The organism is Actinocorallia lasiicapitis (genome assembly GCF_054778695.1).
In genome coordinates, this window is the sequence record NZ_BAAGZI010000320.1 from 1 (window position 1) to 6921 (window position 6921).

Sequence of the window (6921 nt, forward strand, 5' to 3'; positions counted from 1 at the left end):
CGCGGGTGACGCGTTTGCGGAGCGGGAGCGCTTCGGGACCCACTTCGGCGGCGAGCCGCAGCGCCCTGTCGGCGTGCGCGTCGTCGCGCAGATGGTGCGCCAGGACCGGCAGGAGGGCCTGGGCGTAGCCGTACCGCCGCCACAGGGCGGTGGCCAGGCCGAAGTCCAGGAGACCGCCGCCGGTGGCGTGGAACACCACCTCGTCCAGGGGCTCGGCGGCCGGGCCGAGGCGGATCAGGGCTTCGATGGCCTCGTCCCGTTGGGTGGAGTGCTCGTCGGTGAGGACGCGACGGATCTCGGCGAGCGCCGGTGCGGTGTCGCCGGTCAACCGCCACAGGGCGACGGCCGCGGTGACGCGGTTCCGGCCCGCCCGGACCAGCGGGCGAAGGACGGCCGCGGCGGACTCCTGCTCGGCGGGGGTGGCGGCCAGCTCGCCCAGGGCCCTGATGGCGCCCGTCTCGTCCGACGCGGCGAGGGCGGCCAGTTCGGGGAGCGCCTCGTGGGCCTGGCCGCCCCAGCGGGCGAGAAGACGGTAGAGATCGCCCTCCCAGGAACGGCCCCGGATCATCCCACGACCACAGGGCCCGAATCCAGCGCGTTCGTCCCGATCGGAAGGGAGGCGCGCGAGGAAGGCCCGGAGGGCGGCGAGAAGCACGGCGTCAAAGGGAAGGCTCTGTTCGACGGCCGCTTCCAGGGATTCCGGGCGGTCCTCGAAATGCGCGGCGTACAGGCCCGCCGCCCGCGGATCTCCCAGCCCGATCAGCACGGTCAGCGCCTGGTCGGCGGCCTCGGGCAACTCGGTGGAGCCCGCCAGTTCCGCGAGGGGGTCGGCGGCGAAGGCCCCGCCGATCTCACCGATGAGCCGAACCACGGACGCGACGGCCTGGTCCGCCGTTTCCCCGTCCCCCCGTTCACCGTCCTCCCGTTCACCGTCCTCCCGTTCACCGAGGCCGTCCCGCCAGCCGAGCGCCGCGACCAGAGCGGACTGCAACCGGGCGGGCGCCGACCTGAACCGCTCACAGAGCCGCCGGACCATCCGGAGAACGGCGTCCCTGCTCGCAGGGCACGCCCCGACCCGCTCCTCAGCCGCCAGCGGCGCGACCAGCGCACAGGCCGCCTCCCCTTCCCCCCGCCGGAAGAGAAGGTGAAAGACCCGCACCAACGCCGAGCCCTCATCACGGAACTCCGCCCGCAACAGCGACCCATGCCCCGGATCCCAGACCCCACCCGCACGCAGCCCCACCACAACAGCCTCCGCCCGGACACCCGCATCGGCCTCGGCATCCTCCATCAACGCTCCGGCCGCACGACCCGGTTCAAGCCGCGCCAACTCCTCCAGCGCCCCGGGCTCATCCTCCGCGCCCCGCCGCCCCCACAGAAACGGCACGTCGGCTTCGGCGGCGTCGCGGGTGCCTGGCCAGGGAATTCGGTGGAGGTCGGGGCGGGGGGATTCCATGGGGACGAGGGTGGCAGGGGGGTGTGACAGTTTTACGGGGTGTTGTAGACGACCAGGGAGACGGCTATGTACTGGCAGATGTAGGCGGCGAGGGTGAAGGCGTGGAAGAGCTCGTGGAAGCCGAACCAGGTGGGGTTGGGGTCGGGGCGCTTCAGGGCGTAGATGACGCCGCCGGCCGAGTAGAGGGCGCCGCCCACGGCTACCAGGACGGAGGCCGTCACTCCGGCGCCTGCGATGAACTGGGGGATCGCCAGGATCGCGACCCAGCCCAGGGCGATGTAGAAGAAAGTGGACAGCCAGCGGGGGGCCGACAGCCAGACGGTCTTGAAGACGACGCCCGCCAGGGCCGCGGTCCAGACGCCGCCGAGGATCAGTTCGCGGGTGACGCCGTCCAGGGCCAGCAGGGCGAACGGCGTGTACGTGCCCGCGATGATCAAGTAGATGTTGGCGTGGTCGAAGCGGCGCATGACCGCCTCGCCGCGCGGGCCGAACGTGTTGCGGTGGTAGGTGGCCGAGACGCCGAACAGCAGCGCGCTGGTGATCGCGTAGATCGCGGCGCCGATCCTGGCCTCGAGGGTCGGGCCGAAGGTGACCAAGACCAGGCCGCCGAGCAGGGCGGCGGGGAACATGCCGAGATGGAGCCAGCCGCGCAACCGCGGTTTGACGGCTTCAGCGGTCCGTTCCAGGGTCGAGGTCACCATGACGCACATCCTTCGCTTTCAATACCTACGTACCCGTAGGTTACGGCACCGTAGGTTAGCTCGTCACGTGAGGATGCTCACGGCACGAAGACCGCCAGAGGCTTGGCCTGCCTTCCTACCTCCTCCACGAGGGAGAGAAAAGTGCCATCAGGACCGAAAACTCCGATCGGCCCCGCACCCAGGCCCACAGCGGGCAGCCGCCCGCCGTGCTCCACCAGCTTGGCCTCCTCCGCCGTCACCTCCCGCCGCGGGAACACCGCCGTGACGGCGTCCGCTATCGGCAGGATCGCGCAGTCCACGGCCAGCTCCTCCAAGGTCTTGGCCTGCGCCAGCTCGTACGGCCCGACCGCAGTGCGGCGCAGCGCCGTCAGATGCCCGCCGACGCCCAGATCGGCGCCCAGATCGCGGGCCAGCGCCCTGATGTAGGTGCCGGAGGAGCACGCGATCGAGACGTCGACGTCCACGTACTCCGGGCTCCGCCGGATCTCCCGCACCTCGAACGCGTGGATCGTGATCGGCCGGGCCTTCAGCTCGACCTCCTCGCCCTTGCGCGCGCTCTTGTAGGCCCGCTCGCCGTTCACCTTGATCGCCGAAACCTGCGGCGGGACCTGCTGGATCTCCCCCGTCAGCTTCGCGATCCCCGCCGCGATCTCCGCGTCGGTGACGTGCCCCGCCGGGGTCGTGCCCGTCGACTCGCCCTCGGCGTCGTCGGTGTTGGTGGTCTCGCCCAGCCGGATCGTGCCGTCGTAGCCCTTGCGGGTCAGCGCCAGATGGCCCAGCAGCCGGGTGGCCTTCTCCACCCCGACGACCAGCACGCCCGTCGCCATCGGGTCGAGGGTGCCGGCGTGGCCGACCCGGCGTGTCCCGGCCAGCCGCCGCATCCGCGCGACGACGTCATGCGAGGTCCACCCCGCGGGCTTGTCGACGATGACGAGCCCCGAGGGCGGTACGACCTTGCTCACAAAAGATCCTTAAGTCGGGCTATGGCAGCGCGGACGTCGCCGTCCGCGGTGAACGCGGCGGCGAGCCGGTGCCCGCCCCCGCCGAGTGCTTCACAGGCCCGGCCCACGTCGACCGCGCCCTTGGACCTGGTCGACACGTACCAGCGGCCCTCGTCGTTCTCCTTGGCGACGACCGCGACCTCGGCCTCGTCGGCCCTGCGCAGCACGTCGATGACGCCTTCGAGCCGGTCGTACCCGACGCCCAGCCGGTCGGCACGGCTCACCGAAGTCCAGACCATCCCCAGACCGCCGGCCGCCGGTTCGTCCAGCACCGCGCGCTCCAGCGCCGCCCCCAGCACCTTCAGCAGCCCGAACGACGCTCGGTCCCACAGCTCATGGGAGACCTCGTCGGGCTTCGCCCCTGCCTCGATCAGCCGCCCCGCCAGCGCGTGGACGGCCGGGGTGCTCGTCGCGTACTTGAACGACCCCGTGTCGGACGCCAGCCCCGCGTACAGGCAGGTCGCGATGTCCTTCGACAGCGGAACCCCCAGCCTGACCAGCAGCTCGTCGACCACCACGGCCGTCGCGGCCGCCTCGTGGTCGACCAGGTCGATCGTCCCGAACCCCGGGTTGCTCACATGGTGGTCCAGCACGATCAGTTCCCGGGCGCGCCCAGCGGAGGCGGCCAGGCCGCCGAGCCGGTCGGGCCTGGCCGCGTCGAACGTGATCATCACCTTGGGCGCGGCCGGGAACCGTGACGGTTCGGAGAGCATTTCCAGACCCGGCAGAAAGGCCAGCATCGCCGGGACGCCATAAGGCTCCCCGAACGACACCGTGCAGTTCCGGCCGAGCTGGCGCAGCCCCTGGGCGAAGGCCAGCATCGAGCCGAGTGCGTCGCCGTCAGGGCTGATGTGGCAGGCGAGGCAGAGCTCCCCCGCCGTCTCGATCGCCCTGACGGCCTTCCCCCACGAACGCGCCGGGATGGTACTCACGAGGAAGAGTGTCCGCTTTCGCTGGCGTCCTCGTCCTCGAATTCGTCATCATCCTCTGAATCGGACTCGTCTTCGTCCTCTTCGTCGGCCTTGTAGGGGTTCGCTTCACCCGCGTACTCGGCGCCCACGGCCGCCGCCGACACCTCCGCGTCGGCCTTCTTGGCCTTCGCGAGGAGCTCCTCGATCTGCAGGGCGTTGTCCATCACGCCGTCCAGTTCGAAGACCAGCGACGGGGTGTGCCGGATACCGGTCTTACGGCCGACCTCGGTCCTGATGACGCCCTTGGCGCTCTCCAGCGCCGCGGCCGTCCCGGCCTTCTCCTCGTCCGTGCCGTAGACCGTGTAGTACACGGTGGCGTCCCGCAGATCGTTCGTGATCTTCGCATCGGTGATCGTGACGAACCCCAGCCTGGGGTCCTTGATCCGCCGTTCCAGCATCTCCGCCACGATCTGCTGAATCCGGTCGGCGAGCTTGCGCGCCCGGGCCGCATCCACCATGGCTACCTCACTAGTCCTCGTCGTCGTAGAGCCGCTGCCGTGCCGACAGCAGCTCGATCTCCGGACGCCCGGCCACCAGCCGTTCACACGCGTCCAGCACCTCTGTGCAGTTCCCCGCGGACCCGGAGACCACGGCGATGCCGAGCTCCGCTCTACGGTGCAGGTCCTGATCACCGGTCTCGGCCACAGCCACGGCCGGGAAGCGCTTCTGCACCTCCGCGATGATCGGCCGGATGACGCCACGCTTCTCTTTAAGCGAATGTACGTCACCCAGCAACAAGTCCAGGGTCAGGGCCCCGATGAACAAGTAACCACCTCAACATGAGAAACCCGCAGCGACAGGGGGATAGTTCCCCCTGTCGCTGCGGGACGGGTAAAACCTACGACCTGGGCTTTTCGCGCATTTCGAAGGTTTCGATGATGTCGTCGAGCTTCAGGTCCTGGTAGCCGATGCCGATACCGCACTCGAAGCCCTCGCGGACCTCGGTGACGTCGTCCTTCTCGCGACGGAGCGAGGAGACCGTGAGGTTGTCGGCGATGACCACGCCCTGCCGGACGAGCCGCGCCTTGCTGTTGCGGTTGACCGTGCCGGACTGGACCATGCAACCCGCGATGCTGCCGAGCTTCGGCACCTTGAAGATCGCGCGGATCTGGGCGGTGCCCAGCTGCGCCTCTTCGAACTCGGGCTTGAGCATTCCCTTGAGGGCCGCTTCGACTTCTTCGATCGCGTTGTAGATGACCGAGTAGAAGCGGATGTCGACGCCTTCGCGGTCCGCCATCTCCTGCGCGTTGCGCTCGGGACGGACGTTGAAGCCGATGATGACCGCGCCTTCGGACGCCACCGCGAGGTTGACGTCGTTCTGGGTGATCGCACCGACGCCGCGGCGGATGACCCGCAGCGAGACCTCGTCGCCCACGTCGATCTTGAGCAGCGAGTCCTCGAGGGCTTCCACCGAACCGGACACGTCGCCCTTGAGGATGAGCAGCAGCTCCTGGCGCTCGCCCCGCTCGAGGTCCTTGAACAGCTCCTCGAGGGAGTGCTTCGGACGGCTCTTGAGCAGTTCGGCGTTCCGCTTGCGGGCGGCACGCTTGTCGGCGATCTGACGCGCCATCCGGTCGTCCTCGACGACCAGGAAGGAGTCGCCCGCACCCGGGACGGCCGTGAGACCGAGGACCAGCACCGGACGGGACGGGCCCGCCTCTTCGACGTGGTCGCCGTTCTCGTCGAGCATCGCCCGGACGCGTCCGTAGGCGCCACCGGCGACGATGGAGTCACCGATGTTGAGCGTGCCGCGCTGGACCAGGACGGTCGCGACGGGGCCGCGGCCCTTGTCCAGGTGGGCTTCGATCGCGACGCCCTGCGCGTCCTGGTCGGGGTTGGCCCGCAGGTCGAGCTCGGCGTCGGCGGTCAGCACGATGGCCTCCAGGAGGCCGTCGATGTTGAGGCCCTGCTTCGCGGACACGTCCACGAAGATGGTCTGGCCACCGAACTCCTCGGCCACCAGGCCGTACTCGGTGAGCTGGGCGCGGACCTTCGTCGGGTCCGCCCCCTCCTTGTCGATCTTGTTGACCGCCACGACGATCGGCACGCCGGCCGCCGTCGCGTGGTCGATCGCCTCGGTGGTCTGCGGCTTCACACCGTCGTCGGCGGCGACCACCAGGACCACGAGGTCGGTGGTGTCCGCACCACGGGCACGCATGGCGGAGAACGCCTCGTGACCGGGGGTGTCGATGAAGGTGATCTTGCGCTCGGCGCCTTCGACCTCGGTGGAGACCTGGTAGGCGCCGATGTGCTGGGTGATGCCACCCGCTTCACCGGCGACGACGTTGGCGTTCCGGATCGCGTCCAGAAGCTTGGTCTTACCGTGGTCGACGTGACCCATGACGGTCACGACCGGCGGACGTGCGACGAGGTGCTCCTCGCCGCCTTCGTCCTCGCCGAACTCCAGGTCGAAGGACTCGAGCAGCTCGCGGTCCTCGTCCTCGGGGCTGACGATCTGGACGTTGAAGTCCAGCTCCTCGCCCAGGATCTGGAACGACTCCTCGGTCACCGACTGGGTCGCGGTCACCATCTCGCCGAGGTGCATCATGATCGCGACGAGCGACGCCGGGTTGGCACCGATCTTCTCGGCGAAGTCCGTCAGGGACGCGCCGGCCGCCAACCGCACGACCTTGCCGTTGCCGCGCGGCGCGTTCACGCCGCCGATCGCGGGGGCCTGCATGTTGTCGAACTCTTGACGCCGCTGCTTCTTGGACTTGCGTCCACGCGTCGGCCGGCCGCCGGGACGCCCGAAGGCACCCGCCGTGCCGCCGCGACCGCCGCCACCGGGGCCG

The 6921-nt window shown here is 69.8% G+C and carries 6 protein-coding genes and 1 pseudogene; all 7 read right to left on the bottom strand.

Annotation, left to right across the window (positions count from 1 at the left end; translation table 11 throughout):
• Window positions 1–1456: pseudogene (locus ACYVE7_RS26145) on the bottom strand (hypothetical protein); the annotation flags it as partial.
• A gap of 32 nt (window positions 1457–1488) precedes the next feature.
• Complete coding sequence (gene trhA, locus ACYVE7_RS26150; RefSeq protein ID WP_460368136.1) at window positions 1489–2157, bottom strand: PAQR family membrane homeostasis protein TrhA; 669 nt, start codon at window positions 2155–2157, stop codon at window positions 1489–1491.
• Between the two features lie 77 nt (window positions 2158–2234).
• Complete coding sequence (gene truB, locus ACYVE7_RS26155; protein WP_460368138.1) at window positions 2235–3119, bottom strand: tRNA pseudouridine(55) synthase TruB; 885 nt, start codon at window positions 3117–3119, stop codon at window positions 2235–2237.
• Window positions 3116–4090, bottom strand: coding sequence for a DHH family phosphoesterase (locus tag ACYVE7_RS26160; RefSeq protein ID WP_460368140.1), 975 nt, complete (start codon window positions 4088–4090; stop codon window positions 3116–3118). Before ACYVE7_RS26160 ends, truB begins: the two co-directional genes overlap by 4 nt.
• On the bottom strand, window positions 4087–4587 hold the full coding sequence (gene rbfA, locus ACYVE7_RS26165) for a 30S ribosome-binding factor RbfA (RefSeq protein ID WP_460368142.1): 501 nt from the start codon (window positions 4585–4587) through the stop codon (window positions 4087–4089). Before rbfA ends, ACYVE7_RS26160 begins: the two co-directional genes overlap by 4 nt.
• A 10-nt stretch (window positions 4588–4597) precedes the next feature.
• Complete coding sequence (locus ACYVE7_RS26170; protein ID WP_460368144.1) at window positions 4598–4894, bottom strand: DUF503 domain-containing protein; 297 nt, start codon at window positions 4892–4894, stop codon at window positions 4598–4600.
• Between the two features lie 73 nt (window positions 4895–4967).
• A partial coding sequence (gene infB, locus ACYVE7_RS26175) for a translation initiation factor IF-2 (RefSeq protein ID WP_460368146.1) occupies window positions 4968–6921 on the bottom strand: 1954 nt, incomplete at its 5' end.